Source organism: Arthrobacter sp. Leaf141 (assembly GCF_001424565.1).
In the GTDB taxonomy this organism is placed as follows: domain Bacteria; phylum Actinomycetota; class Actinomycetes; order Actinomycetales; family Micrococcaceae; genus Arthrobacter.
Genome location: NZ_LMOL01000024.1, coordinates 22,518 through 47,377, shown reverse-complemented (window position 1 = coordinate 47,377; position 24,860 = coordinate 22,518). Strand labels below are relative to the sequence as shown.

General features: G+C 59.0%; 16 protein-coding genes. 10 read left to right on the top strand and 6 right to left on the bottom strand.

What is annotated here, in order from left to right:
• Window positions 1–118 precede the first annotated feature (118 nt).
• On the top strand, window positions 119–2,386 hold the full coding sequence (locus ASF72_RS16155) for an AAA family ATPase (RefSeq protein WP_056600540.1): 2,268 nt from the start codon (window positions 119–121) through the stop codon (window positions 2,384–2,386).
• A 339-nt stretch (window positions 2,387–2,725) separates the two neighbouring features.
• Here ASF72_RS16155 and ASF72_RS16150 read toward each other — a convergent pair whose 3' ends face one another.
• Entirely contained in the window at window positions 2,726–3,898 is a 1,173-nt protein-coding gene (locus ASF72_RS16150) for an ATP-binding protein (RefSeq protein ID WP_056600647.1), read from the bottom strand.
• Between the two features lie 96 nt (window positions 3,899–3,994).
• Window positions 3,995–4,258 carry a hypothetical protein gene (locus ASF72_RS16145; protein WP_157371020.1) on the bottom strand — a complete coding sequence of 88 codons (264 nt, stop codon included), beginning with the start codon at window positions 4,256–4,258 and terminating at the stop codon, window positions 3,995–3,997.
• 981 nt (window positions 4,259–5,239) lie between these two features.
• Between ASF72_RS16145 and ASF72_RS16140 the strand changes: the two genes are divergently transcribed.
• The 4 genes from ASF72_RS16140 (at window position 5,240) to ASF72_RS20410 (ending at window position 14,795) form a co-directional block, all read left to right on the top strand.
• Entirely contained in the window at window positions 5,240–5,890 is a 651-nt protein-coding gene (locus ASF72_RS16140) for a helicase associated domain-containing protein (RefSeq protein WP_056600537.1), read from the top strand.
• A gap of 513 nt (window positions 5,891–6,403) precedes the next feature.
• On the top strand, window positions 6,404–10,402 hold the full coding sequence (locus ASF72_RS16135; protein ID WP_056600535.1) for an Eco57I restriction-modification methylase domain-containing protein: 3,999 nt from the start codon (window positions 6,404–6,406) through the stop codon (window positions 10,400–10,402).
• On the top strand, window positions 10,399–13,788 hold the full coding sequence (locus ASF72_RS16130) for a helicase-related protein (protein WP_082484354.1): 3,390 nt from the start codon (window positions 10,399–10,401) through the stop codon (window positions 13,786–13,788). Before ASF72_RS16135 ends, ASF72_RS16130 begins: the two co-directional genes overlap by 4 nt.
• 128 nt (window positions 13,789–13,916) lie before the next feature.
• Window positions 13,917–14,795: a hypothetical protein gene (locus ASF72_RS20410; RefSeq protein ID WP_157371019.1), complete on the top strand. Its 879-nt coding sequence runs from the start codon at window positions 13,917–13,919 to the stop codon at window positions 14,793–14,795.
• Between the two features lie 86 nt (window positions 14,796–14,881).
• Here the strand turns inward: ASF72_RS20410 and ASF72_RS16120 are convergent, their stop codons facing one another.
• Window positions 14,882–15,754, bottom strand: a complete 873-nt coding sequence (locus ASF72_RS16120; protein WP_200933669.1) for an endonuclease NucS domain-containing protein — start codon at window positions 15,752–15,754, stop codon at window positions 14,882–14,884.
• A 218-nt stretch (window positions 15,755–15,972) separates the two neighbouring features.
• Here ASF72_RS16120 and ASF72_RS16115 point away from each other — a divergent pair, with 218 nt between their 5' ends.
• The 3 genes from ASF72_RS16115 to ASF72_RS16105 all read left to right on the top strand — a co-directional run bounded on the left by ASF72_RS16115 (window position 15,973) and on the right by ASF72_RS16105 (window position 17,874).
• Entirely contained in the window at window positions 15,973–16,818 is an 846-nt protein-coding gene (locus tag ASF72_RS16115) for a hypothetical protein (RefSeq protein ID WP_056600529.1), read from the top strand.
• A 77-nt stretch (window positions 16,819–16,895) separates the two neighbouring features.
• The gene (locus ASF72_RS16110) at window positions 16,896–17,552 is read left to right on the top strand and encodes a hypothetical protein (protein WP_056600527.1); all 657 of its coding nucleotides are present in this window, start codon (window positions 16,896–16,898) and stop codon (window positions 17,550–17,552) included.
• A gap of 79 nt (window positions 17,553–17,631) precedes the next feature.
• Window positions 17,632–17,874: a type II toxin-antitoxin system Phd/YefM family antitoxin gene (locus ASF72_RS16105; RefSeq protein ID WP_327019597.1), complete on the top strand. Its 243-nt coding sequence runs from the start codon at window positions 17,632–17,634 to the stop codon at window positions 17,872–17,874.
• Between the two features lie 150 nt (window positions 17,875–18,024).
• Here ASF72_RS16105 and ASF72_RS16100 read toward each other — a convergent pair whose 3' ends face one another.
• On the bottom strand, window positions 18,025–18,774 hold the full coding sequence (locus ASF72_RS16100) for a hypothetical protein (RefSeq protein ID WP_056600525.1): 750 nt from the start codon (window positions 18,772–18,774) through the stop codon (window positions 18,025–18,027).
• A 517-nt stretch (window positions 18,775–19,291) separates the two neighbouring features.
• The gene (locus tag ASF72_RS21280; RefSeq protein ID WP_442854170.1) at window positions 19,292–19,600 is read right to left on the bottom strand and encodes a zinc finger domain-containing protein; all 309 of its coding nucleotides are present in this window, start codon (window positions 19,598–19,600) and stop codon (window positions 19,292–19,294) included.
• A 465-nt stretch (window positions 19,601–20,065) separates the two neighbouring features.
• On the opposite strand from ASF72_RS21280, the gene ASF72_RS21085 reads away from it, so the two are divergent.
• Together ASF72_RS21085 and ASF72_RS20405 are read left to right on the top strand one after the other, a co-directional pair.
• Window positions 20,066–20,281: a tyrosine-type recombinase/integrase gene (locus tag ASF72_RS21085; protein WP_056600522.1), complete on the top strand. Its 216-nt coding sequence runs from the start codon at window positions 20,066–20,068 to the stop codon at window positions 20,279–20,281.
• A 985-nt stretch (window positions 20,282–21,266) separates the two neighbouring features.
• Window positions 21,267–21,428 carry a hypothetical protein gene (locus tag ASF72_RS20405; protein WP_157371018.1) on the top strand — a complete coding sequence of 54 codons (162 nt, stop codon included), beginning with the start codon at window positions 21,267–21,269 and terminating at the stop codon, window positions 21,426–21,428.
• Between the two features lie 14 nt (window positions 21,429–21,442).
• On the opposite strand, the gene ASF72_RS16085 is transcribed toward ASF72_RS20405, so the two are convergent.
• On the bottom strand, window positions 21,443–24,433 hold the full coding sequence (locus tag ASF72_RS16085; RefSeq protein WP_056600520.1) for a hypothetical protein: 2,991 nt from the start codon (window positions 24,431–24,433) through the stop codon (window positions 21,443–21,445).
• Window positions 24,434–24,860: the final 427 nt, after the last annotated feature.

Below are 24,860 nucleotides of genomic sequence, written 5' to 3'. Positions count from 1 at the left end.
GGCTCGGCGGCCTCCGAAGGCGGTAGGAACAATGCACGTTTCACGGGCCTCCACATCGTGAAACACCACATCGAGACTGTGAAAATCTCGACGTGTCTGCCCGCAGGCGGCATCATCGATGCTTAATTCGCTGCAATTGAGGGGCACCCCCGCATTTGGCTCAGAAGGCGACACCACCATTGGCCCGCTCACACCGGTCACGTTCATTTTCGGCCCGAACGGCTCTGGAAAGACAACCATCAGCCGGGCATTCGCTGACCCGGGTCGCTTCCCGGGAACCGAGATCGTATGGAGTCCGCAAACGGACGCGCACGACATCAAGGTCTACAACCGTGACTACGTCACCAATACCCTGAAGCAGGCCGCGAACCTTCCAGGCGTGTTCACGCTCGGTGAGACGAACGGCAATCTACGAGCTGAGATTGACGAGCTGACCACGCCCTCCGGGATCATAAGCACCACGAAAAAGCGACTCGGACAGTCTCGCGACGATCTAGCGAAAAAGCAGGCGGAGATCGAAGCTGCTAGGGACACGCTAAAAGACGCTGCTTGGAGCAAGCGCACTGAAGTCCCGTCCGGGCTCCAACAGATGTTCGTCGGATTCAGCAATAACAAGGAAAAGCTGCTCAACCGGCTACTCCAAGCCGCGACCGAGAACAAATCGACTGCTGAGGATTTCGATGCCTTGGAAACCGAAGCGACGGCTGTACTTGATGAGCGAGCCGTTCAGATCGCGGAAATTCCCCTTGGACGACATATCCGTCTCGAAAATGAGCCGGGATTCTTCCTTCTCGCAACTCCAATTGTTGGCAGCACCGACGTGCACCTTGCACCGTTGATCCAACAGCTTCAGAACGCAGATTGGGTAGAGCATGGGCGTCACTATCTAGACAGGGCAGCGGACGTGTGCCCCTTTTGCCAGCAGAGGGTTCCAGCCGACCTCATCGAGCAACTCGACGCCTACTTCGATAGGCGATATGCGCAGCAGATAGAGCAGCTAAAAGGGTTGCAGCGGCACGCCCGATCCTGGGTCGACGCCTGGCAAATCTACTTTGACGACGTCCTCGGGCAGCCGAGGGTGGCGGATCATCTCAATGTCGAGCGTTTCCACGCAGCACGGCTAGAACTTGAGCAAGCACTGGAGCAAATGGCATTGGCACTCGCGACCAAACTGAGCGGGCCGTCCGCGATCGTGACGACCGCGTATCCCGCTGCCGAGGTGGATGCAGTGAATACCCTCGTCGTGGAGGCCAACGCCTCCATAAGAACGTTTAATCAGCGTCTGCAGAACCGAGCAACCGCAAAAAAGGCTCTCCTTGACCGCTGTTGGATCAGCTTCGCCCATATAACACTAGGAACGGAAGTGGCACACCTTGAAGGTGCCATGCCTAGCTTGGTCAAAGGCAAGGAAGGACTGGAAACCAAGATCGCATTGCAGGAGAGCACCCTACAAGCGAAGGAGGCACGCCTCCGTGAACTCCAGGCAAAGATCACCTCCAGCCAACCGATTATCACCACCATCAACAGTCTCTTGAAATCGGTCGGCTTCCACAGCTTTTGGCTGAAGCCATCCACCGCGGTAAAAGACGGATACTCGCTGGTGCGCGAGAACGGCGAGATCGCTTCCGAAACTCTCAGCGAAGGCGAGCAAACATTCATCACATTTCTGTACTTCGCACAGTCACTTCTCGGCACACCTCAGGAGAGCAATGAGCGAAACGAACTTGTCGCAGTCATCGACGATCCCATCTCGAGCCTCGATAGCGAAGTGCTCTACTCCGTGTCGACGCTCGTTCGGCGCATAGTCGCTGACATCGCCGGCGGCAAGGGCCGAGTTCGGCAGCTAATCCTGTTGACGCACAACGCATACTTCCACAAAGAAGTCACATACAAGGCCCAAGGCGAAAAGAACAGCGGATGGCAGTACGGGATTGTCCGTAAGCGGAGCGACCAGCCGAGCGAGTTTTCCCTGAATAAGAAAAACCCGATTCAGACTGCTTACGCCTCGTTGTGGGCAGAGGTCAAACAATCATCGCAGGATCCATCCGCATCGGCTGGGAGTCTTCAGAACATTCTGCGCAGGATCCTCGAAACATACTTCAAGGTGCTCGGTGGTGTAGACAACACCGCGATAATAGAAAAGTTTGAGGGGGAGGATCAAACCATCTGTCGTGCCTTGTTCTCTTGGATAAATGCCGGTTCACACGCGATATTTGATGACCTTGACTACTCACCCACAGCAACAACAACCGAGATGAATCTGAGGGTGTTCCGCCGAATCTTCAAGGAACAAAACCAAGAAGGTCACTACCTAATGATGATGGGCCTGTCAACGGAGGCGTCCAAGACGGAAGAAGAGACGCAAGACGTTCCCGAAGCGGCATAAACGCTGGCAGGCCGCCTGGAGACATCGTGACACCTGTAGCCGATCGAGCGGACCGTCCGGTGATTTCAAGACGCACACGATAACAGGGATTATGTTGTGGATCGACTGCGCACTCTCGGCCCGACATGCTGCCAACAGCTTGTCGGTGTTTGCACGATGACCCACCTGTATTCGCACCTGGGCCGACAGACTTCGGTCGGCGGGTGACGCGGGAGGATGGTCTCGCCTCCAGTATGGGACACCTGACACTAGGTTCGAGCCATCCTTTGGGACCTCGGTCGGCACCCGCGGGAATGACCCCAGATAGCCTCCTCGAGCGGTCGAGAGTCGGAGTTGCGGTCAGGCGTCCCTGAATCGTGAAATGTAGTCCGCCATCCCGGGAACGGTGAACGCCACCCGACCGAGCGCCGGTGGGTAGATAATGCCCTTGCGGATCAGCGAGGACCGGGTCATGGTCATCGAGCTTTGCTTCTTTTGCGCCCTGGTGGCCAGGTCAGCGGTGCTGGACCCCTCGTCGCCGTCGAGGGCCATGAGCTGTAGGTACGACTTTTCGGCCTTGGACGCCCGCTCCCAGCGGGACGGAAAGAAGCCCTGGTCAAGCTGCTGTCGGCCGATTTCCACGGCAACCTGAGCGTCGCCGACGGTGATGACCTTCTCGGGTGCGGTCTCCCATGCGGCGAAGCCGTATTCCTGCAGGAAGTACGGATAGCCGCCGGAAGCGTCCAGGAGCAGGTCTCTGGCGGCCGGCTCGAAGGACGCGCCGAATTTCGCGGCGGGGACAGTCAGGGCGGATTCCGCCGCCGGGCGCGGCAGCGGGCCGATGCTCCGGTATTTGAACAGCCGCTCGGCGTAAGAGCGGGATTCGCTGAGAACAGAGGGCAGGTTGGGCAGGCCGGCGCCGGCGATGTAGAACGGCCATTCCCGTTGGTTCGCCAGATGCTGCACACTGAGTAGCGCCGCGATCAGGGGCGCGTCAAGGTCCTGCATCTCGTCGATCACAAAGACCAGGCCAGACCGTTTCTCTGCCAATGCCGTGCATAGATCCTCGACCAGCTCTTCAAGGTCAACCTCGATGGATCCCGAGTCCGCTCGGCCGCGGTTGAGTGCGACGCCGATATCGATACCGGTAACCCCCAGTTTGGCGGAGAAGGAAGCCACACTGCCAAGGGCGGATTTCAAAGTCGCTCCGGCGCTCCTGTTGTTGAGCTTTCGCCCCGCCTGGAGAAGATTCCTCGCCAGCTTCGCCCTGACGGCATCCGGGCCGCCGTCAGCGTCCCGGCCTTCAAGGGTGACCACCATGAATTCCGCACGTTCGGCCTGCCGCCGGAACTCGTTCAACAGCACAGTCTTCCCGACACCCCGGAGCCCGTGCAGGACAATCCCACGGTCCGGTCGACGCTGCCGGGCCTTGGCCATCAGCAGGTCGAACGCGTCCACCTCGTCCTGCCTGCCAGCCAGCTCTGCCGGACGCCGGCCCGAGCCGGGCGAATACGGGTTCAGTGCGCTTTCCATATCCGTAAGCATAAAGCCATATCCAGAAAAATGGATAATAGCTTATGCGGTCTTATTGAGACTCTTCGATCGCAGCTAAAGTCCGCTGCTGCCCTTCTATTCCTCATCCGTCACGCGCTTGATGCTCGCTGACTGCGCCCAGCTCAGGTGATACTCGCCGGACACATCCAGCCACTCGATCAGACCGTAACTATGCGACCAGGCCACGGCCTTGCCGTAAATCCCGTTGACGCACACCAAGGGCCGGCCGTACCTGGGGAAGTCCCGGATTGGCGAGCTGTCGTCCATCGGGCGGATCCGGTCGGCGTCCAGGCGCGCCATCATCCGCTCCATATCCTCCGGAGAGCCTGACTTGACCACGGCTCAATTTTAGAACGAATTTGGACCTTTATCGAACATATGTTCTCCACAGGTTCCTCAACATGTGGATATGTCTTCGATTGCAGCCGCGAGCAACTGCGATGACCGCCGCAAGTACGAGGGCGCGTGGACACCTGACGGGCTGGCAAATCCCACAGCCATTAGCGTGAGCGATTCCGGTTCCGGTTCCGGGCAGACGGCTACCAATGTCTTCACGTACCCGTCGGGACGTCCAGGGGTCCCCAACTCAGTCGATAAGCTTGAAGGACCAGCAGTACCAGACGAGGAGGTGGCAATAGGGAGCACCAGCAGGCGCAGACTGCCGATAGACGCGGCCCCCGTTCAAGCTGACCGCGTCCTGACACCTGAGCAGAAACGCGAGCTCACCATCGACGTGATGGCCAGTTGGGCTCTGGAGGGTATGCAGCCTACCCGCTAGGCGGTCGAGAACATCAATGCATTCGTCAGCGGCGAAGTCACGATGGATGAATACCTGCGGAAGTTGAAGGGATCCCTTCCGCGGTAGAGGCTGGCAGGAGCATCGGAACGTCCCACACGAGAGCTTTTTGAGCCCGCGCCGTGGACGGATGAGCCCGTCGTGGACGGGCGGTTGCAGCTGCCGCGCCGTACGCGGAAGGGGCGTCGATGTAACCGCTAGGGACGGCCAGGGTCATACTGCATTTCTGATGGCGCGCGTTCAGTAGCCATGGCAGACGCAGCTCACGAGCACGGAAAATGAAGCTGGGCCCCACTGATAGGTGGGGGCCAGGCGCCGGCGGTCGGTCTTACCGGATGCTCACAAACCATCCTTTTATACAGTTTTACATTTCTTATATTCTTTATATTTTATAAATATGCCCACGCAGCTGCCTTGGCGACTCCCTACAGTCATCATCACCGCTCGGCCCCTGTCAGGCGATTTTCGGACTTACATCCATCGAGGACCTCTCCAAGCCAACGCAGTGGCAGGATGACACCATCATGGACAGCAAGTTGCGGCGCGCTCCTGACGCGGAATGGGTGTTGATGTACCGGCTCGGGCTGAGCCGGAAACGCATCGCTGAGCTGGTGCGCGCCGAACCCGCCACGGTCGGTTACCACTTGGCCATCGCTCGCCGCCAGGACCCGGGGCTCGAGGCCGGCCATCTTGCCGCGGCCAGCACCGGAACCAGCCCCTCTCCCGCGGGCCTGACCCGCATGGAGGAGATCATCGCTTGGATTGAGGTCGAGGGCCGGTTTCCCCGTTACCGCTCCGAGGACAAGGGGGAACGGTCGATGGCCCGGTGGCTCTCGGACCGACGTCGCGAAGCAGTCGACGGCACAATCCATCCCGTCTACCGCAAGGGCCTCGCACGGGTCCCCGGCTGGGCTGGGAACCACAGGGCAGCAGCGGATGTAGCGCGGTGGCAGGACCGGCTCGCCCAGCTTACGGCCTTCCGCGCCGCCGGCAACGACTGGCCCCGCCACCACCACTACGCCTCAGACCATGAACGCACCCTCGGGGTGTGGATCCACGCCCCGAGGCAAAAGCACCTCTTGGGCGAGCTCGAACCCGCGAAGATCAAGCTCCTGGATGTCGCTGTTCCCGGCTGGCGTACCGGGCGAACAAGGGGTCGCCCGGTACGCCGATAAACGCGGTCGTCCACCCGGCAGACTTGCCCAGGACTCTTCATCCGGGGCAGTCCGACGGACCTGACAACGTCCCCGCCGCGGCCGCGGTACTGTGGACCCGGACGGCAGTCCTATCCCGATCGGATCGATTTAGAGCTCCTGAGATGTCCCGGCTGATAAACGGCAGGGACACAAGTTCCTGAATCGAGGAGCCGCTGAGGCGGGTACCAAATGAAGCCGTCCTTGGCGGTTCCGATCAAGTCGACACAAAAACCCGGTCGGCGTCCAACGGGCCGGCCGGCACTAGCCCCAAGTCCTGCACGATCCAGCGGGTATTTCGGGCGCGCATCAGAGCTCAGCCTGTTCAGCTCTTGAGCCAGACCCCCGGCGCCGCCCGAGATACTCAACCGTGCCCACCGGGGCTGAAAGTTACCGGCCACTCCGTCGCGGAGGTCCAGAATCCGGCATCAGTGGGGCATGCTGTTACCTAGGCAGCGACAAACGACCAGACGAGAATTACAACGAGGACCAGCATTGACAGACTTTCTAGCGGATTTCGACGAGCGGACTTGGGCCACCGAGCCCGGGATCGCAGACATCCTCCCTACCTACTACTTTGTTGGTCAGGGAGGAGCTTCCGCCGTAGAAGTTGCGTACGCCACCGGCTCAAAGCCAAAGCTCAGTGATATCCGGGAAGCTTGGAACGCACGGTGGAATAAGCGGGCCAATGCTGTCCTGTTGGTCGTCGACCACGAAAACGGCATGGCAACCCTATGTGGGCTGAGGGACAGTGCAGTTGCGGTTCGCATGCCTCTTGCGTCCGCCGAGCGGATTGCAACGGCCTTTCTGACGGAGCCCAATCCCATTACTGCTGAGCGACAGGCAGAGGAAGCACTTACTTCCTTGGCTAACGATGAGAGCCCTGGCCTTACTAATCGAGGCCTATTCTCCGCTCAGGAACTCTTGTCGGGCGTACCAGGACGACGAGATTGGCAAGAGCACTGCAAGAAGTCGGATCAGCTGCTCAGCTACAAGGGTCTGGAGCTTCTGGACCGGATGGGCTGGAAGACATCCGCTTACGGGTCGAGCGCCCAACGACTTGCGGTAGACAACGAGGATCGGGCCTTGGCCGTTGTCCTGACGACTGATGAGCGCTTCGAACGGCGATCAAACAGGCTGGGCGGCTCACCCGTGGCGCATGGACTAGCCCTTGCCGCAGAGTGCGATATTCCCTGGCTTATTCTCATTTCGGGTTCCCGGCTGCGTATCCATTCCTCGCGCCCCGACACCGGGGTCGGTAAGAAGGGGCAAACCGAGACCTATTTCGAGCTCGAAACGTCGCATTTGGATCCGCAGCTTTCCGGGTTCCTTACACTGATATTTTCCCCGACTGCTTTGGCAGCTGCGGGCACTATCGAACAGGTACTCGCGGCGTCCGTCGAGCATGCGGCTGCCCTAGGCGTCCGTTTGCGAGAGCGTATCTACTACGACGTGATGCCGAGACTCACCCTAGACGTCCTGCGCTCCCTTTCAGATGAAGATTCCACCGCTGCAGTAGAGCGCGCGTACCACTGCTCGATGACCATCCTGTTCAGATTGCTATTCGTGGCATATGCGGAGGACCGTGCGTTACTTCCCCATGGCGAGAACGATGAGTATACGAAGTTCTCCCTAAAGACACTGGCGCAGAAGTTAACGGAGGACGGCATTGGCGCCGAGCATTCAGACGTGTGGCAAAGATTACGCCTGGTTTGGGATAGCATCGACAACGGCAACGACGCGTGGGAGATTCCCGCATACAACGGAGGGCTGTTCTCAACGACAAGTCCTATGGGTCTCGTGGTCGAGGAACTGCAACTAAGCGATTCTCAGCTCACCCCTGTCCTGAAGGCACTGCTGGTCGATAAGGGATCCGACGGGACTGTCGGACCTGTCGATTTCCGATCCCTGTCAGTGAGAGAGTTCGGCACAATTTACGAGGGTCTTCTTGAATCTTCCCTAGCTGTTGCCGATGTCGATCTCACGCTGGACGTCAATGACGTTTACAGGCCGGCGGGCCCCCGCGATTCGGTCGTTGTTAAAACGGGTGAGCCTTACTTCCACAACACGTCCGGAAAACGAAAATCTACCGGTTCGTTCTTCACGAAGGCCTTTGCTGTCGAGCATCTTCTGGACGTTTCCCTCGAACCGGCCATCAACAGGCATCTCAATGACGTTGAGGTACTCCTAGCGAATAACAACGAGGCGGGAGCTGCAAAGAAGTTCTTTGACTTCAGAGTCGCAGACATGACGATGGGTTCTGCACACTTCCTTGTTGCGGCACTTGACCGGATCGAGGCGAGGTTCCGGTCGTTCCTTTCAGTGCACCAAATCGGTCCGGTAACCAAGGAACTGGAGCGCCTGCACGCAGTTGCGGCCAAGTCGGTGGGCACTTCCACCCTGGAAATAGACAACACAGCCCTGCTCCGACGCCAAATTGCCCGACACTGCCTGTACGGGATGGACGTCAACGAAATGGCCGTGGAACTTGGCAAGCTGGCCCTGTGGATCCATACATTTGTCCCGGGTTTACCAATGTCTAGTCTCAATCACACGCTTGTTCACGGGAACAGCCTCACAGGTATCGCTTCACTGGAGGAACTCACAGAGATCTTCACCCCCCCGGCAAAGGGGAAGAAGGTCATTACGTCAAAGCATGGCCAAAGCGACTACATCATCGACGCGATCAGAGACGACTTGCATTCGGCGCGGCAAGCGATAGTTCGCATTGGAGTAACGAGTGAAGCCACCAAAGCCGAGGTTCATGAAGCACAGGCGGCCTACGAACGCGCCCTCGACGAGGCAAGATCTGCCAATGCCATTTTGGACGGCGCTCTCGCAGTCCGCCTAGGCGAAGCCGCCTACCCCATGTCTGTGGAGGATGCGGTAACCATCGGCCGCAGCGGTTCGACGCAACAGCTTGTTTCCGAGCTCAACCCGATTCATTTCCCGCTCGCCTTCCCAGAGGTGTTTATGCGCGACCGACCAGGGTGGGACTGCGTAATTGGAAACCCTCCATGGGAAGAAATAACCGTCGCCGTCGATAAGTTCTGGCAGAAACATAGCCCAGGGCTCCTGGGACTGAAGGGCCAGGCCTACAAGGACCGGCTAACCCAGCTGCAGAATGATCGTCCGGACCTCGTTGCCGAGTATGAAGCAGAACAGGTCTCCGCCCACAGACTTCGCAAGGTGCTGTTGTGCGGCCAGTTTCCACAGCTTGGGACCGGGGATCCCGACCTTTACAAGGCCTTCTCATGGAGAATGTGGCAGACCTTGCGCCAAGACGGATATATGGGAGTAGTTTTTCCTCGCAGTATTCTCCAGGTCGGCGGATGCTCCCAGTGGCGCCGTGAGGTACTCACCAATGGAGAGTTCTCATCCATTGTCACCTTGGGCAACGATAAGAAATGGGTCTTTGACGACGTAGAGGCCCGGTACACGTTTGCTCTCGTAGCCGCCCGTAAGACGCCCGATCTAGCCGGCGTCATTCGGCTCGCTGGTCCCTTCTATTCCCTTGACGAGTTCAAGGCAGGAAGATCGGGCAGTGCAGAGCTATCTGCCAGAGCTATCCTTGCCAATGAGGACGTCGCCCTGCCGGTGCTCCCCAGCAGCACTGGAGTGCGAGTCATTGCCAAGTATCTCGAACATGCACCGCTATCAGCGCCAGGGGCGTGGCAATTTCAACCTGTGCGAGAGTTCGACGTCAGCACTGACCGGGCGGTTTACTCCACGCGCGTCGAGCATGGGCCAAACTGGCCCACCTTAACCGGAGCAAGTTTCTCATACTGGAATCCTGACGCAGGCGACATCGTGTGCGAGACCGATGCCCAGAAAGCAATTGCCCATCTCAAGAAGAAGCGATGGAATCAAGCCAGGCTGGCACGATCTGCCTTCCACGGACTAACGCCAGCCCAGCTGTCCGCCGATGAAACGCTACCGTGCTTCCGACCGCGAATTGCATATAGCAGTGTCGGCCGAAACACGGACACGAGAACCATGCGTTCGGGCATAGTCCCTCCCAATGTTTTCCTGACCAACGCTGCTCCCTACCTTTACCGCAAGGCCGGAGATGAGTTGGACGAAGCTTTCTTGGCGGCCGTGATGTCCACGGTGATTTTTGACTGGTACGTCCGAAGATTCGTGGAAATGAACGTCCAGGTCGGCTTCGTTTCCAGTTGCCCTGTACCCCGCCCCGATAGGGATGACCCGGTGTGGAAGGAGCTCGCCACACTCTCCGGTCGACTCGCAGCGGTTGACGACAGATACCAAGAGTGGGCTGCAGCGTGCGGCGCCGAGACAGGTCACATATCTCCTGAGGAGTCGACAGCCATGACGAACAGAATCGAGGCCTTGACCGCCTTGGCCTATGGACTCAGCGCCGCAGACGTCGAATACATCTACGCCACTTTCCACAAGGGCTGGGATTACTCCAATCAACTCCGCGCAGTTCTAGAGCAGTACCGGTCTTCAGCACAGGAGAGAGTGCGCGCATGAACGGAAAACCGGACTTCCTTACCAATAGCCGCGAGACCTCGGAAACGGTCGCGGACGGTCTAAAGGACATGTTTGCAAGTCTCCGCCACACGGGGGCACGCGAGGGAGCAATTTCCATCGCCTCGGCCTACTTCAACGTTGCTGGTTTCAACCTGCTGGCCGAGGAGCTTAAGTCAGCTTCTCGCGTTCGGCTTCTACTCGGAGCCGAACCGCAGATGGAGGACGTCGCTCCAAGAGTAAGACGGCTAACGGAAAAAAGGTCACGCCGAGGCATCCCCCAGCACGTCCGGGATGCCGTCATTAGGCACGAAGAGCGTCTCAGTCAAGACCGGAACTTGCTTGGATTCACTGTGGAGGAGCATTCCAATGCAAGAGCCCTAGTTCAATGGCTCATCAGTGCGAAAGTTGAGGTGCGCCGTTTTGAACGAGGGTTTTTGCATGGAAAAGCTTACATCCTGGAATCCACAACGGAGAGCGGCGAACGCGGACATCCCCAGGGAATAGTTGCCGGTTCGAGCAATTTCACATACGCCGGCCTGGCATTAAACAATGAACTCAACCTTGGCAGATACGAATCCGACTCTCTGCAAAAGTCCGTCGAGTGGTTCGATGATCTATGGGAGGAATCAAGCGAATACGATTTAGCGCGGCACTATCAGGAGATTTGGTCGCCTCATAGCCCCTGGTCAGTCCACTTGCGCATGTTGTATGAACTCTATGGCGACCAAGAAGAAGGTGTAGACCGTAAAACGTCTAATCTCGGGCTAACTGGCTTTCAGGCAGACGGCGTCTGGCGAGCCAAGCGAATACTCGCTTCCAGGGGAGGGGTGATTATTGCTGACGAGGTGGGCTTGGGTAAGACCTATGTGGCAGGTGAGCTTCTCTACGAAGCAGCCATCAACAGGCGGCAGAAGGTCCTAATTGTTTGCCCGGCGTCCTTGCGAGACTCCACTTGGAAGCCCTTCCTCCTGCGCGAAAATCTTCCTGCGGAAGTTATGTCGTACGAAGAACTTATTAGGAACATCGAAAACTCCGAGACGCTCGAGACCATTCGTCAACGTCTCGACGAGTTCGCTCTAGTCATCGTCGATGAGGCTCACAACCTCCGGTCTGCTGGGACACAGCGATCCGAGGCAATGAAAACCCTGCTCGCGGGGGACATAGCCAAAGACCTAGTCATGCTCACCGCCACACCCGTAAACAACAGCCTGTTCGATCTGTATAACCTTATTTCATTCTTTCAGACCTCCGATGCTGCCTTTGCATCCGACGGTGTGCCCAGCCTGTCGAAATACTTCAAGAACGCCAACGCAATGGATCCCGACGACCTGAACCCAGATTCCCTATTTACAGTGCTAGAACAGGTCGCCGTTCGAAGAACGCGCCGATTCGTCAAGAATCACTACGCCGGCGATTACATCGTCGTAAACGGCGTCAGGCAAACGATAACCTTTCCGACCTGCACGGTGAATCGGCTCGACTATGCACTAGCGGAGGACGTTCCTGGGATATTCGAGCAGCTAACCACTGCGCTTGCCGGGGGCCCGAATCACGATACTGGAGACGACCACTCCCACGGTCGATTGAGAATGGCCAGATACACGCAGTCCCAGTACCTACTGACAGGCGATTCGGAAACATACGAAACGCAAAATGCTGGCCTCCTAAGATCTGGACTGCTAAAGCGATTCGAGTCCAGTGGACATGCCTTCCGCAAGACGGTCGAGGCAATGATCGAGTCGCATGAACACTTCCTCGCCGCCCTGGAACGAGGGTGGGTGCTACGTGGAGATGCGTTGAAGGAGTGGTCGACAAGTGACTTCGACGATTTATCTCATCTCATGGACGACGACACCGCTGACGCCTCACCTGTTTCCCTTTACAGCTATGAAACCCTTCACGCTCATGTGAAAGAGGATCTGAGCATCCTAAATTCCATCCACGCGTCTGCTGTCGTCCTAGATGCTGGGAAAGATGACAAAATTGAGGTTTTAGTCAAGGAGCTCTCTGCAATCGCTCGAAAATCAGCTGAGCAGGGAGTTTCACCATCAGACCAGCGCAATCGGCGAAAAGTCATCGTGTTTTCCTACTTTTCGGACACGGTTGACTACATCTATAACAAGCTAGTGGAAAGAATAAATGACACCGGGGAGCTCCATGTATTCCGGGATCGCATAGTGAGAATCTCCGGTAAAGACGCACCCCAACACCGAGACAGACTTATCGCAAACTTCGCCCCCGACTCGGTGTGCAACGGAGCTGCTGACGACCTGTACGACGTGGTGGTCAGCACCGATGTCTTGGCCGAGGGTGTGAACCTGCAGCAGGCCAAGCACATCATTAACTACGATCTGCCTTGGAACCCGATGAGGCTCGTTCAACGACACGGGCGTATAGACCGGATCGGTTCCTCGCACGACGAAGTCTTCATGCACTGTTTCTTCCCGGATGAACAACTCGATGCCTTCCTCAATCTTGAGGAGATCCTCCATAGAAAACTGAAACAGGCTGCGTCCGTGGGCGTTGGAAAGGTGCTGCCTGGAATCGATGGCTCGGAAAATGTCATTACTGAGACCCGGGAAATCATTGAGCAGCTTCGGCAAGAGGAATCACTTGTCTTCGAGTCCGGTGGGCTCGGGGGGCTGTCCGGTGAGGAGTTCCGTCAGCGCCTGTCCACGGCTTTCCAGAGCGACGCGGTCAAAGAGCACGTGCTTTCCTTGCCTTGGGGTTCGGGCACCGGAATGAAGGCCCCTATGAACGGGTTCGTATTCTGTGCACGAATCGGTGATCACGAACAGCCTTGGTTCCGCTACGTACCCTGCTCCCCAGATTTCGACGTGGAACGGGACGCAGAGGGAAATCCGACGGTGGTCCGCGACACCATTTCCGCTCTGTCCTACACGATGCCTCCTACGGCAGAGGAGCCCCAGTACCTGTCGGGGAACGCGCAGAACAAAGTCTATGACGCTTGGACGGCAGCCCGAGGAGATATCCTAAAGGACTGGCTGTTCCGCTCCGATCCCCGCAATACAGCCCCGCAGATTCCTAAGACCATGCGCGATGTCGCTGCATTCGTACGAGCCCATGGGCATGTGTTAGGCGCCGAGGAAGAGACCCTTTATCAGGCCCTTCAGACCCCGTACAGCAACGTAATCCAGCGCGAGCTCCGAACCATCCTCAACAGTGCTGATTATTCAACAGACGAATCACGGGTCATCGCTATAAGGAACAAAGCTGAACAGCTTCGCTTGAAACCCGCACCTCTGCCGGATCCTCTGCCAGAAATCGGCATGGATGATATTCGTCTCGTCACCTGGTTGGCCCTAGTGTCGGAAGATCACGGCAGGCCGGAAGACCAGCGAGATTTTGTCGGCGATTATCACTAGAGGGTCGAACGGATTGTTAATTGAGCCGGTAATAGCTCCGCGGCTGATCTTGTGTTCCATTTATACGATCAGCCGGGAAAGTGGCAGTAGCAACCTTCAAACACTTCTTCCACGGGAAAGTTTAGTCGTTGAGTGAAACCAAGTCGGGGCTCGGCCGCCGGTTATCCGAATCCGAGTCAGAACAAGCATGGGCATCGTTGCGAACTGACTTCGCAGAAATTAGCCGTTGGCAGGATGAAGGCATAAGTTCAGTCGAGGCGAAACCGGGCTCTCTACTCGGCATCGTGGATGCGATGACTGAACCCTTCCAGGCTTCTCATCATGTCGGGTATCTCCTCCACACCGCAGTGGACCACTTGCACGGCCTGAAAATGCTGATGGATCAGACTGGGGCTCAACATACTTTCGCCCCGTACACCCTTGTCCGGGCCGCAGTTGAGAGCGCATCTACGGCGCTCTGGATCCTCCAACCAGAGGCACCTCGTGAGGTAGCGCGACGGTCGTTGCGACTCGAATTTGCCGATCTGAACGATTTGAAGCGAGCAAACACAACCGATGATCCGGATGCAGGGCACGACGAAGTCCGACTAGGGACTTTTGACAGCTGTCTCTCCAGACACGGCTGGAAGAATCAGGAGGCCAAGGAACGTCCGCCAGGTCCTTTAGTAATCATTCAGGAAGTGTCGGAGCACTTCGATGTTTTTGGTGCCGCCCTGATGTGGCAGATTTGCTCGGCCGCGGCTCACGGAAAGCGTTGGGCACGCCAATATCTGACACTTTTTGAGTTCGATGACGACGGCACATCGAAGGTTCTCAGCGGTCGACTCACATCGGATGAATCAGCCATCGCAATGGCCGTTCACATCGCCTGTGACATGGTCGGCAAGGCCAAAGCCGTGCGGGGGATCCACTCCAAAGATCCTTTGCATTCAGGGGCAAGCTTCATTCGTCGAAAGCCGGCCTGCAAGTCGTCCAGCCGGGACTTTTCGTTCCACGCAGATTGGTGACGGGCGACCTCCGAGTTAACCCCTGAGTGCGGTTCAGCCCTCGCTGCTGTTGTTGTCGTATTGGACACCCCGCGGGGAAGAGTCCCTCAGGATTCCAGGTGGAATTCGACCCTGTACCGCATGAAACGGATGTTTCTGGCAATTGACAGCGCCCGACGGATTTTTAGGTCGTCCTCCTGGGCGATGATGACACCCTCAACGCTCTGTCCGGGTTCGAGCAGGGCTTCCTGAACGAACCCCATGTACCGCTGGATCTGGCCGACCACGGCATCGCTGGCTCGTCCCCGTTTCAGCTCAACAACGAGGAGACTGGTGCGGTCCTTGCTGATCCCGAGAATGTCCATGGGCCCGGTGTCGGTAGGGTACTGCTGACCGACAGGCTGGCCCTCTTCCTCGTAGATATCGTACTCCCGGCCCAGGGAGGTGTTTCGCCAGTTATGGACCAAGAAGTCCTCCAGCTGCTTCTCCATCTGGAACGCGAGCTGGTCCTCGATCTGGGCGGAGATCGCTTGGGCGATCGGCTGAGCTGGCTCTGCCAGCTGCGTGAGAGTGGCCAGCTCTGGGGAGTGCGCGGTCAGCTGGAAGACCGTCATCAACGAGCCGGCCGAGGAGGCCAAGGCGGGGCTCATGTCGTCCCTGTTCAGGGATCCCTTCCAGTCGACCCGGCGCCGGTGCGGAAGCTCAGTGCCGGGATGATACTCGTACTCCCCGGTGACGATTCCGTACTGGTAGGACCGACCCGGTTTCGGGGCAAGGACAAGGTCGCCTTCGCTGATGCCCTCGCAGGCCGACCAGAGGTTGCCCATGGACAGGCCTGCCGAGATGCGGCTTTTGTCTGGGTACATGTTGAGGAAGACGCTGTTCATCGCACCCCGGAAGGCCTCGGCTCCGCGGCCAAGGTGAGGCTTGATGTCATAGTCGCCGATGAAGTCGACCCCGATGTAGCCGGCTTCGATCATCTCTTCTGCGTTCCGGCCGCCAGTCCCTTGGCGGACTACCCATGCTGTCGTCATTGCGCTCCCGGCATTGGTGACCCGACAGGGCCAGTAGTTCTTCCTGCATTGAACCTATCCCACATGGCCCGGGCCTGAGATCGTCCGGCGGGTGCGCGCCGGGGTTGCCGGTAGAGGGTGCTAGTTTGAGGGGTCGTTCGGTCCAATGAAGCGGAGGGTGGCACGTGCCGGTGCATTTGAAGGAACTCGCGCTAAGTGTCGCCCAATGCCCCGAGCTGGGCCGCGTCAACGATCCCCAGCCGGACGGTCGGCCTCATCCCTGTCACAAAGTCGTCCTTGCCCAGGACAGTTATGGGGGTCCCTTCCAGGTCCCGGAGGCATGGGCCGGAAATCTGGAACAGGCCAAAGTTGTCTTCCTGTCCTCCAACCCCGCCATCAGCGAGGGTCGGCCGGACGCCAAACTGACCAGCAAACGCATCGCCGAGAAATACCCCACGGTCGATTGGGACGACGATACGACCGCTGACTTCATGACCCGTCGCTTCTCGTCCAGAAACAACTGGGTCGTTAACCGCAGACACTTGAAAGAAGACGGCAGCCGGGGAAGCCAGGAGCCATATTGGGGTTGGATCATGAGGCAGACACAGGCAATCCTCGGCCCGGAATCCATCTGGCATGAAGATGCTGTTATGACCGAGGTCGTGCACTGCAAATCGAACAAGGAGCAAGGGGTCCGTGAAGCGGCCCTCCACTGCTCCACGCTTCACATGGGGCGGATCCTCAGTGCCACATCGGCCGGACTCGTGGTTGTGGTCGGCGATAAGGCACGCATGGCATTCCAACAGGCCTATCCGGAGCTGCTGACGCAATATACCCGTTTCGGTACCGACGAACCTGACGGACGGCCGGACCCGGCGCACAATATTTTCCCCATGGATATCGGCGGCCAACCACGGCTCGTGTGTTTTCTCTGGCATTATCAGGCCGGCAGTTTCTCCAAGAAGATAACCAACCTCCCGGATCTTTACCCCCAGGATTTCGACAGGCTCCAAGCCGCCGCCGGCGCTTAAACCTGTGACCCGGAGCCTGTCGTGTATAAATACGAAGGAGGCCGCCGAACGGCGGCCGACGACGACCCGGGGGACCCATGACCGACACCGCTGCACGCGACTTTGACCAAGACCTGAAGATAGTACTGGCCGGAGTAGACTCCCGCCTGCAGAAACCGTTCCCGGAATGGCCGGGCGGTTACCCGGATCAGGTCGAAGCGGCGCTTATCGACGCCGTCCTGTCTATCAGGGCCCGCTACGGCAAAGCCGACACCGGCGTCCGTGCCGCGGTGCGCCGCTACAAGGATGCCCTAGGCGATCAAGCCCCGAATTCCCTGTCACGTCTCGCCGATTTCGACGCGGTAAAGCTTGCCGACGTCCTGCAAAACCATCAGGTGACGGGCGCCGGAACAAAAGCTGCCGCGATCGTCAAGGCTGCTCGCACCCTCTCGGACATCGGCGTTGAAGCAGCTGCCGACATCGATCCCAAGGATCCTGGCCAGAAGGCTGCATATGTGAACGTCCCTGGGCTCGGCCCGGTGACCTGGTACTACTTCACGATGCTGATCGGCGTCGAAGACGTGAAGCCTGACGAATGGGTCAAGGGTTTCGTGGAGCTCGTTCTCGAAAGTCCCGTGCAGCAGTGTACGGAATACGTGCGCCGCCTGATGAACGCCGCGGCCCCCGAGCTCGGCGTCGATCCGCGCATTCTGGACCACGCCATCTGGCTGTACATGCGCAATCGCGAGGCATAGGCCCGGCTGCTAAGCCGTCTCTGTGCGGCACCCGGGCACAAAGTCCTGGTACTAGCATGTCTCGTACAACCAGGAGGTAATGATGTCCATGTCAACGAGCGCAGCCCGCCGTGATCTTGTCCGCCTCATCGAGCGTGTAAACCTCGACCGCATCGAGGTTGAGATCGTGTCAAGGCATGGATCTGCGGTTCTAATGTCAAAGGCGGAGCACGACGCGTTGGTGGAGACAAGCTACCTGCTCCGCTCCCCCGTCAACGCTCACCGGCTCATGTCCGCTCTCGGATCCGCCCGCAAGGAAAAAGCTGCCGAGCACAAGCCTTAGTGCAGTAGCCGGACTTGCCGTAGCTTGGACTGAGCGGCCTGCGCCTCCCTGCCGAGCCAGCGTCGGCTCGGGACACCGCGGGGATTCCCCGCTCAACGTCGGGGCCTAAACCAGGATGTCCTTCGTTTAATCCGGGAGCTGGTCAGCACTTCAGTATCTGCTTGGTGATCCACCACGCTGGTGCGGCCCGGCGATCGGCGGCAGTTTCATCCCCGCCAGTCGCTTCACCGTCGGCGACGTCTCGCGGCGCAGTTGTTCGTCGAGGGTGACTTTCAGCCGAGCCGCGAGGATTTCGCGGCGCAGCGTGGCGAAGACCTGATTCGTCTTTGCCGGGACGGCTCTTGTGGCGTTGCCCGCAAGACTTCGTTGCATTGCTTCGTTTTCTCCGGTTGCCGACAGATCCTGCTCTTCGTCTCGGCGGTTGGCTGCGAGTTTGTCCCGCGCGAGCGCACCCCTGCATTCCGCAATGAGCTGCCGAATCTCACCGTCGTGCATCTTCGTGTACGAGCCTGCCCAGACAGAGTCGAGGATCGACTTGTCCTCGGGACCGGTCAGATCACTACGGGCCAGCGCCTCAAGAATCGTGGTGCCGCAGAAGTACATCGTGTCGTTGGTGGAGGCAGCAGCCCCTAGGGCCCACTGGGTGCGCCGAATCCATTCGGCCCTGTCGTTCGCCTCACGCCTCCACCTCAGCCTGCCGGTATGGGTTGCCGCTTTGCCAAAGATAGCCCTCGTTTGACGCCGCAGGTTCAGCAATACAACAACCGCGGCCCCGAATACGGTCGCGGAGAGGGCGATGGATGTGAACGCTGAGATCTGCGTCCACCACCCAGAGCCTTCCGCCATTGGGGTCTCATGGGGAGCAGCTGTGAGTACCCGCAGCATCGTGTCTGTATTCATAGCAGGGGCATCCTTTGTCACTGCAGGATGGTGGAGGCTCAGTCAAGTTCATCCAGAATTCCGGCTATTTCACGAAGCGTCGCTGCACCAACCTGAGCGCTCTGACACGCATGAAAATTGCGCACGCCTGCGCGGCGCATACTGCGGAGCAGAATAAGTTCCGCCTCGACGCGCTCGGAGTGGGGTCCGTTCTCCTCCAACAGGTATTCAGGGCTAACGCCGAACACCGCTGCCAGGGCGTGCAAGAACTCCTCCGGGAGGGTTGCTCCTTGCCGGCTTTCAGCCGGTCCCACCGTTCCCAGGAGACGTAGAGGCCGTACGCTTGGGCCGCGTCGCGAACTGCCGGATAATCGAACGCCTTTCCGTTCTCAGCCGGGATGGCGTCCAAGAGCAGTTCGACTTTCCGGGCAAGCGTCTCGGACAGTCGCCGCCCACGGTCATGCTCAGGGGTCAGATCAGAAGCTTCCACGTATACAACTCCAGGTCGTTGCTGTGCCAAACGATTGAACGGTGCCATCTATCCGCGGCGAACACTTTGGCTTGTTCGCGGCAGGATTGTGTATCTTCCCTTGTGCATAGTTGTCTCGGTTCCTGCCCTGCTGCGGCAGGCCGCGCCTGGTGCACTTTCACATCTCGGGCACGACCGTGCCATGCTCTTTCGCATCTGTTCTTCAAGCCTGCGATTTTCCTCCGCCCGGATTCGCTCCCACTCCCTGGCCTCGATTCGCTCTGTAACCAGCTGTGGGGGGCTGGAGTGCGCGCTGATCCCCTCCGCGTAATTAACCGTGAGCTCCGGCCGCTTCTGGCCAAGGTCAGCCAGCCACACGATTTGTTTTGGGGATAGTGGCGTGAAAATCGCTCGAAAGACGAGCCGCCCCCGTGCGTATCTGACGCACAGCCAGGTGGAAGCCCTCGCATTGGAATCCAAAATACCCGGATTTCGTTCGGTTCCTGGCCTACACCGGGCTCCGATGGGGTGAGGCCACCGGCCAGCGGGTCGGCCACGTGGACCCGTCAGCGCGGCGGGCTCTGATCGTAGAGAACGCCGTGAATGTCAATGGCAAGATGGTGATCGGTACACCCAAGACACATGAGATCCGTTCCGTTGTTTACCCAGCGTTTTTGGCGCCGGCCGTTAAAGCCGCCTGCGCCGGCAAGGAGAGTCATTCCCTTCTTCGGGGCGACGGTGTGAGTTATCTTCGCCCCGGAAATGCCCTCAGCGGTTGGTTCGGGGCGGCCCGGAAGCGTGCGCAAGCCAACGACCCGGCGTTCCCCACGCTGACACCCCACGCTGACACCCCACGATCTAAGGCACACAGCAGCCTCCCTTGCCATCAGCGCAGGAGCGAACATCAAAGTGCTGCAGCGGATGCTCGGGCATGCCTCTGCAGCTATGACGCTGGACCGCTACGCCGACTTGTTCGAGGATGACTTGGACACGGTCGCCGGCGCGCTCCACACGGCCCGACAGGATCAGCTCTTTTCAACGGGACGCCACGGCGACTGAGACCGAATGACAGAAGATCGGCGCGGCGGTTATGGGCCGCTCCGCTCCACTCGGCTGCAGCAGCGCTAGCCAGCTGCGGTGAGTCCATCCAGTCCGCGCTGGGAAACCTTTCAGGCGGGGACGCCTGCCTAGGCTGCATCCACGGCCGGCAGCAGGTACAAACCACCAACTTCACTTAGGACCATGGCCGGGGACAGCCCTACCAGACCATCACCCCGGCGGGACCGTCGTCGGCGGAAACCAAGACCGCCCGCTAGCAGAGAGACGCGGCCGGCACCGGCTGCGGCGGCCCCCGCGGCAGCCCTTGAGAACCATCGACGGGAAGGGCAACACCCTTCACCTGGGAACGTTATGGCCGGTGTGCGTGAAAATGCGATATGGACGTGGCTGCGATTAGAGACCAGGAGCAGATTTTTCCGGGCGCACCCGGTCGTCGAAATTACTCCCAGGAAAAGATCAGAACCAGCCTGCGGGAACTGGCAGCCATGACAAATGGCACTCGCTGGACGTCAACTCCGGAGCCGCGCGTCCGAGCCCCAATTGGATCCTCAGCGAAACCTGAATGCTATTTTGGCGGCATGGACGTCGGAGATTTGGCAACTTGGGCCGGGCAGTCGCAACCACCGGTGCACTCGTGTTCGCCTTTGTTGGCCTGCAGAACGAACGAAACCAGAGACGAGCCGCCGAACTAAGAACGGCGCAGCAGGCGCGCAAGTCGCAAGCCGAGTCAGTCGCTGCTTGGTACGGAGGCTTCAGCATAGAGACGGAAGCCAACTGCCGCGGCTACGACTCTCTCATTGTCCGAAACGACTCTCGACTGCCCGTCTACGACGCAGTTGTAAGTCTTGTGCGTGTTCAAGGAGCTGGCGCGCGGACGAGCGAGCAAGTAGCCGAACACGCCAGCTACGGGTTCTCGCTTCGCAAGGAGACGTTTGTGATTTCACCGGGAACATGGCGCTTTCGAGTGGTAGAAGGCTGGCGCGGTATGCACGCACGAGCCGGCGCGGAGATCGCTTTCAAAGATGCAGTGGGGACCTTCTGGGTGCGCCGTGCCGACGGATCACTCGAGGAGCTCCCGGGACACCCCTTCGACCATCTCGAAGTGCCTCGACCCATCAACGACTACCCACTGGAATCAGCGACATAGACCCACGATTGGGGCTAGGAAGGGATCGACGTTGTGGTCAGTGCCGTTCGAACGCTGTGCGCGGGATCCGCAGCTAACTGGTCACGAACAACACTGTGAGCTTCCGGGGATAGCTGGGCCAGCGCGCGCGCCAAGGCGCGGCGGACGCGGACATCGGGATCCCGCGCCAGACGTTCGCCGAGGTGGACTGGTTCGCCGTGGTCAGCCCACAACGTTGCTGCGAGGCTTCGAATCGCCCATCCTTGGCTGGCCAGGAACGCCAGATCATCCATTACGGTGTCGCCGATTCGCTGCAGCGCGCGAGTCGGCCAGTAATCGGCTTTCTCGCCTAGAAGCGAGTAGATGACTCTCCTCACCTCGTTGCGTTGGCTCTCGTTCGTGGCGAGGGTCGCGGCCAGGAAGAGTGCTTCTCCACGACTACCGCGGGGCATCCCATTCATGCGGACGCCCCCTAGTTTGTGTGTGAACTGTTCGTTGAGACCGTCGTGGTCGGAGGGTGTGGGGGATGTGGCTAGTCGCATTGCGACCTCGAAGTATTTGTCCCGCTGAACTTGATCAAGCTGGCCGCCGAGATTGGTGGCGGCGATCAGGTATTCGCCGCGGTCGGTGGAACTGATGTGGGGGTGGTCCGCGCGGACGAGGAGTTCGGAGACGGCAGCATCGATCGACTTCGTGGGAAAGTCGCCGATGAGGAGCGAGTCTCCAACCGCGTTGGTCCCAAGGCTGTACACGCCCGCCACATATGTAAGCGGTGTCGTAAGCCGCGCCAATGCCTCGGCAGCAACGGTAGGGTCGACGTGTTTGTTGTCGTTGAGGGCAAGGGTCTCCCGCGCCCAATGATTTCCAGCCTCGGCAAGCACGGTGAGGGCGTCCTGAGCAAGCGGTTGGTTCTTGGCTATTGCATCGCGAGCGATGCCGCTTCGCGCCCCCTGTGCACGTCCCAAGAGAGGCACAAGGTGTGCGATGGCGCGCGCAGTAAGTGAGGGATGACTGAGCGCGATCTTCGCCACAGCCAGCGCCTCATCGTCATCGTGGTAGCGGTAGTGGTTTTCCGTGACTTCGGGCTGCTTCTCGAAATGAGCCAGAACAGCCTCGGCGGAAGCGGCGTCGATGCGGTCTGCCAAGCCCCCTAGCGCCTTGAGCGCGTTGTTATATCGAGACGTCGTGAACGAGCGCAAGTCCGGTCGACTCCCGGTATCCGCAGCATCCAACTCGTCGGTGATGCATTCGGCGATGCGATCGACCAAGGTGTCTGGAATGAGGTCTGCCTGCGCGGCAATGAGGCGGTAGGTTGCGCCGACCATCCAGTAGTTTGGCGCATCCAGGTCGTCGGTGATGTCGATGAACTCAAGGGGGAAAGACTTTCCGAGCGATTCGATCGCCTTGATGGCTCCAGCTCGGGCAAGGTGGCGAGCGGAGAGTGTGGCCTCGTCCGACTCCATAAGGATCGATGCGAGCACTTTTCTTGCGCGTTCCTCTCCGACCCAGTCACTCGTTGTTGCGGCATCACGCAGGGCGCGCTGAGCCGAGATGGCGGCAGGACGAAAGTTTTGATCGCTCAACGCCGACAATGCGTCCTCATAGGCGGTGTCCGACGTGGGAACGAGCGGCGTAGAAGTACCCATCTCGCGGATCGCCGTTTGTAGGGGCAGAAGCTCGTTGCTCGTGAACGGGTTCCACCGCGAGCGGAAGGACCGACGACTGAAAATCCATGTCGAAGCTTCGCCCCATTGCCCGGCCAACGAGGCCAAGCCGGAGGCGTCATCCCAGGCCAGATCTGCCTCCTCGAACTTCTGATTCAGGGCGAGGGTGCGTGCATGACGAGCGATCACCAAGCCCGACAGTCCGTAGCCGAGCTTCAACTTTCGAGCATCGGTGAGTATCTCGGACCAGTCTGCCGTGGTTTCTGCAATGAGGAGCCGCAGCCGTGTACGTAGCACCTCGTCGATGGGCGCGAGCCGTGAGAACTCCGACAGGGTCGGCGCGGACTCCACCAACCACTCCGTTTGATCCCCGGCAAGTGCCGTCTCCCCGGCAAGCAGGACAAGACGCAGCTGGTCTGTGGGATCCCCCTGCCGCAAGGTATCGACATCCGGAACGTAGCCGAGTGGGTTTGAGTACAGACTTATAGCTGCCTCGATCACCTTAAGGTAGAGGGCCACCTTTTCGTTATTGGGCGTGAGTTTCGATAACTCATCGAGGCGAGATTGCGTCATGTGCGCCGTCGCGGAGAGACCTTGATCGAGGGCCGCCCAGAAGTCATCAAGTATCTGTCGAGCCGCCTCATCCGCCTGGCCGACGCGCGCCAGAAGACGGATGCGCTCCTTGTCGTGCAACGCAGCATGAGGCCCAAATCCTGCATCCCGGAGGATCGCTTGTCCCTCTCCAATCAACGAGAGTGCCTGCTTTGCGTCAGTAGTCGCTGCCGCCTTATCGAAGACCTGCTTCGCACCAGTGGACACTTCGGGTGTCCGCGCGATCGCCTCGCGAACCGCGGCTGCGTCACCGGACGGCACGAGCGCGACGTTGATCTTGAACGGTAGGCAGAACGCTTCGGCGGTCGGCATCCCGAAGTACTCGATGACAATCTCAGGGCGATTCCGCAGGAGCGTTGAGAGCTCCTGTGCATCCCAAAGCTCGAGGACGATCGGGTGGAGCGCCTTTCGCTGTACTGACAGCTCGTCGATCGCACCCGTGCTCTTGACAGCACAGGCAACACCGATGATCAGGCGATCCACCTCAAAGGGACGCTTCGTCGTGCGGAACTTCTTTACAGCGGCCTCCAACTGGGAGGCATAGAAATGTTTGTAGTTCTTGCTCTGGAGGGCGACACCCGCACCATCCGGTGCCAGCGCAACGATGTCGAGACCGAGTTGGGACTGACCACGATCTCCGTACATCTGGGCGTCACGCAGGCCTTCAACGTCGCGCATCATTCTCAGTTGAAGGCGCTCGAAATTCTCCCACGTCAACGAGTTGAACGGGAGTTCCTCAAGCTTCCCCATGACCGGCGCCGGCGTAGGTGCTAAGGGCGGGGCATACAAAGAAGATGCCAAAGACAAGGATTGCCAGCCCGTCATTATGCTCCCCGTCTAAACGCTGCTCGTTGACCCTTGAACAGGGTCAAAACCTTCGAGCCCTTATCTTATAAGCCGAGCCATGGGCGGATATGTCGTTAGTCGAGCAACGAGCACTGGGAACATCGGGAGAAGTCGGCCGTTCCGGACCTTGAACGGTTTGTTCGGGTCCTCATAGAAGCTCATGCCAACGACGCGGAACGCGAAAAATTGAAAATGCTTCAGCGCAACGAATTTGTAATCAACCAACTGACCATTGTGGAGGGCTAAGTCCAGGCCTGCAGTTCACTCTTGGCTTACGCCTGCGGAACATAACCCGCGCGGTAGCTCTTGACGCTGCCGACCGCCGCAGCGG

Coding starts and splice junctions, on each gene's coding strand:
- ASF72_RS16155 (WP_056600540.1), top strand. CDS start 119: ATGCTTAATTCGCTGCAATTGAGGGGCACCCCCGCATTTGGCTCAGAA.
- ASF72_RS16150 (WP_056600647.1), bottom strand. CDS start 3,898: ATGGAAAGCGCACTGAACCCGTATTCGCCCGGCTCGGGCCGGCGTCCG.
- ASF72_RS16140 (WP_056600537.1), top strand. CDS start 5,240: ATGGACAGCAAGTTGCGGCGCGCTCCTGACGCGGAATGGGTGTTGATG.
- ASF72_RS16130 (WP_082484354.1), top strand. CDS start 10,399: ATGAACGGAAAACCGGACTTCCTTACCAATAGCCGCGAGACCTCGGAA.
- ASF72_RS16120 (WP_200933669.1), bottom strand. CDS start 15,754: ATGATCGAAGCCGGCTACATCGGGGTCGACTTCATCGGCGACTATGAC.
- ASF72_RS16110 (WP_056600527.1), top strand. CDS start 16,896: ATGACCGACACCGCTGCACGCGACTTTGACCAAGACCTGAAGATAGTA.
- ASF72_RS16105 (WP_327019597.1), top strand. CDS start 17,632: ATGATGTCCATGTCAACGAGCGCAGCCCGCCGTGATCTTGTCCGCCTC.
- ASF72_RS16100 (WP_056600525.1), bottom strand. CDS start 18,774: ATGAATACAGACACGATGCTGCGGGTACTCACAGCTGCTCCCCATGAG.
- ASF72_RS20405 (WP_157371018.1), top strand. CDS start 21,267: ATGCACGCACGAGCCGGCGCGGAGATCGCTTTCAAAGATGCAGTGGGG.
- ASF72_RS16085 (WP_056600520.1), bottom strand. CDS start 24,433: ATGGGGAAGCTTGAGGAACTCCCGTTCAACTCGTTGACGTGGGAGAAT.